This is a genomic window from Methyloversatilis sp., assembly GCF_030696805.1.
Taxonomy (GTDB): domain Bacteria; phylum Pseudomonadota; class Gammaproteobacteria; order Burkholderiales; family Rhodocyclaceae; genus Methyloversatilis.
In genome coordinates, this window is the sequence record NZ_JAUYRO010000045.1 from 1 (window position 1) to 2,619 (window position 2,619).

The 2,619-nt window shown below is 65.7% G+C and carries 2 protein-coding genes; both read right to left on the minus strand.

Features of this window, described 5'->3' with window-relative positions; translation table 11 throughout:
- Positions 1-127: 127 nt before the first annotated feature.
- Positions 128-880, minus strand: a complete 753-nt coding sequence (istB, locus tag Q8R75_RS08230) for an IS21-like element helper ATPase IstB (RefSeq protein WP_068176996.1) — start codon at positions 878-880, stop codon at positions 128-130.
- A gap of 13 nt (positions 881-893) precedes the next feature.
- The gene (gene istA, locus Q8R75_RS08235; RefSeq protein WP_305663633.1) at positions 894-2,402 is read right to left on the minus strand and encodes an IS21 family transposase; all 1,509 of its coding nucleotides are present in this window, start codon (positions 2,400-2,402) and stop codon (positions 894-896) included.
- Between the last annotated feature and the right edge of the window lie 217 nt (positions 2,403-2,619).

The following is a 2,619-nucleotide window of genomic DNA, read 5'->3' on the forward strand; positions in this document are numbered from 1 at the left end:
TGCGGATACCGACGAAGCCGGCCATGCATTCCAATCTCAAGCCGGCCGGGTCTTCCGATTTGAAGCCGGCCACCCTTGGCGTCATTCGCATGGGTCGAGGGGATGATGTTTTGCGGTTCGTCGAAGGTCAAGCGGCAGGCTGAGCGATGCTGCTCTGTTTGGTTTTTCGCAGGCTCTCGCCCTTGAGGTCGATGCGGTAGGCGTTGTGAACGAGACGGTCGAGGATGGCGTCGGCGATGGTGGGATTGCCGATGAGCTCGTACCAGCGATCGACGGGAAGCTGGCTGGTCACGATGATCGATCGCGCCTCGTATCGGTCCTCGACGATTTCGAGGAGGTCGCGACGCTGCTCGGCATCGAGCGGCTCGGGTCCCCAGTCGTCGAGGATGAGCAGATCGAGGCGGGCGATGGTGCGCAGCATTCGAGCGTAGCGTCCATCGCCACGCGCCAGCGCCAGGGCTGCGAGAAGACGCGGCACGCGGTGATAGGCGACGGAGAAGTCTTCCCGGCAAGCCTTGTGGCCCAGCGCGCAGGAGAGCCAGCTCTTGCCGACGCCGCAGGGGCCGGTGATCAGGAGATTGTGCCGTGAGCGGATCCAGTCGCCGGCGGCAAGCTTAAGGAAGAGCGCGCGGTCGAGCCCGCGGACAGCGCGATAATCGACGTCCTCGACGCTGGCGGCATGACGCAATCTGGCGGCACGGGCCCGGCTCTCGAAGCGCTTCTGCTGGCGCAGCGTCTTCTCCTGTTCGAGCAGCAGCCCGAGCCATTCGGCATGTTCGAGACGGCTGGCCTCGGGCTGGGCATCGAGATCGCGGAAGCCCTTGGCCATGCCGTGGAGCCCGAGGCTGGTGAGCAGATCGAGGGTGGGATGGATCAGCATGATGGTCGTTCCTTCAATGGAAGTAGCCGGGGCCGCGGAGATTGGGGTGATCGATGACCACGTCGTCCGTCGGCGTTTTGCGGTCGGTCCTGTTGGCGATGATCGCGCTGATGCTCTTGTAGGTGAGCGCGCCGATGGCGACGGCGCGGGCAGCGACGATCTCGGCGCGTTCGGGCGCGATATCCTTGAACAGGCGCAGGATGCCCAGGCAGGTGCGGAAGCCCTGCTCGGGATGAGGCCGGTTGGCCAGGATGACGATAACAAGCCCCTCCGTGTTGGGGCCGATCGAGGCGCCCCAGCGCCGGAAGCGCTCCGGCGTCCACTCGGCGTAGCGCCGATGCGCGCTGGGCATGTGATCGGGATCTGTGCCATGCCGGCGCCCGCCATGACGACGCTGGTGTGCGGCGATGCGCTGACCCCGGTGGAACAGCTCGATCGTCCGGGTCGTTGCGCGGATATCGACCTGCTCGCGGATCAGGCCATGGGGTACCGAGTAGAAGAAGCCGTCGAACTCGACATGATAATCGAGGGAGACCCGCGCCAGGCGCCATTCCGCGAACTGGTAGTCGGCGTCCGGTAGCAGCGCCAGCACGGGCCGCTCGACGGTCTCGAACAGATGCCGACGGCTGACGCCGAGCCTGCGCATGACGTGGGCGTTGATGCGCTCCACCATGGCGGCGATCGCGGCATTCGCCTCGGCCAGCGAGAAGAAGGTCTGCCGACGCAGCCGCCCAAGGATATAGCTCTGGGCGAAGCGCACGCCGGCTTCGACCTTCGCCTTGTCGCGGGGCTTGCGCGGGCGGGCCGGCAGAATGCCGACGCCGTAATGGGCGGCCATCATCCCGTAGCTGCGGTTGATCTCGGGATCGTAGAACGAGGCTCTCTGGACGCCGGACTTCAGGTTGTCGGGCACGACGAGGCGCGGCACGCCACCGAGGAAGCGGAACATCCGGACATGGGCCTCGATCCAGTCGGGCAGCGTCTGCGTCCAGGTCGCTTCGGCATAGGTGTAGTTCGAGGCGCCCAGCACGGCGACGAAGATCTCGGCCTCCCGCACGACACCGGTGGTCCGATCGACGATCGAGAGCTTCTTGCCGGAGTAATCGACGAAGACCTTGTCGCCGGCGGGATGATCCTGGCGCATGGTCGGCGACAGGCGGCGTTCGAACTCCCGGTACAGATCGCAGAAGCGGCTGTAGCCGTAGCCGTCGGGATGAGCGTCGCGGTACTCCTCCCAGAGCACCATCAGGTTGACGCCGGGCCGCTTCAACTCGCAGACGAGGCAGGCCCAGTCCGGCTCGACGCGGCGGCGGAAGCCGCTCTTCACGCCGGCATGGGCGAACAGGCGCTGCTCGAGAACGGCGTCCGTCAGATCGCCGGCCAATGGCCAGGCAAGCCCGGCGGTCGCGGCGCGCTTGAGGTTATCTTGGATCGTGCTGCGCGCCACGCCGAGCGTGCGTCCGATCTCCCGCGCGCTCACCCCATCTCGGGCAAGCCGCAGCATCTGTCGTATCTGTCGCATGGTCAGTTCTCTCTTGGCAGGCATCCGGCTTCCCTCGATTGCGAGGGGCCTGATGCCCGAGGGACTGACCCAAACGAAAACGCCAAACTCTCCGAAAACCGGCCGGAGATTGATCGGAACCCCGGCCGGCTTCAAATCGGAATGGTGGCCGACATCAGATCGGAACGGTGGCCGGCTTCAAATCGGAATACCCGGCCGGAATGAATCGGAATCCGCA